The organism is Mesorhizobium sp. P2_A12 (genome assembly GCF_056405075.1).
This window is the reverse complement of record NZ_JBFUCU010000108.1, coordinates 1-320: the sequence shown is the minus strand read 5'-3', so window position 1 is coordinate 320 and position 320 is coordinate 1. Positions and strand designations below refer to the sequence as shown.

The window sequence follows — 320 nt, the reverse complement described above, 5'->3', positions numbered from 1 at the left end:
TCAACGATGCGCCGGTTCTGTCGTCGGTGGCGACGAGCGCGGCGTATACGGAGAACGCGGCGGCGCAGACGCTCTCGCCTAGCTTGGCGATCTCGGATGATGACAGTTCGAATCTGCTTGGTGCCACTGTCCGCATCAGCTCAGGCGGCATCGCCGGCGACGTGCTCGCGGCCATCACCACTGGCACGAGCATCAGCGCGACCTGGAACGCGGCGAACGAGACCCTGGTCCTGTCCGGCAACGACACGTTGGCCCACTACCAGGAGGTGTTGCGCACCGTCACCTTTTCATCCACCAGCGAGAATCCGACTGATTTCGGC

General features: G+C 63.8%; 1 protein-coding gene. It reads left to right on the top strand.

Going from position 1 to position 320, the window contains the following annotated elements; all coding sequences use genetic code 11:
- Positions 1–320, top strand: a 320-nt coding sequence (locus AC1DZU_RS35720; RefSeq protein WP_477292177.1) for a hypothetical protein, incomplete at both ends; no start/stop codon positions are given.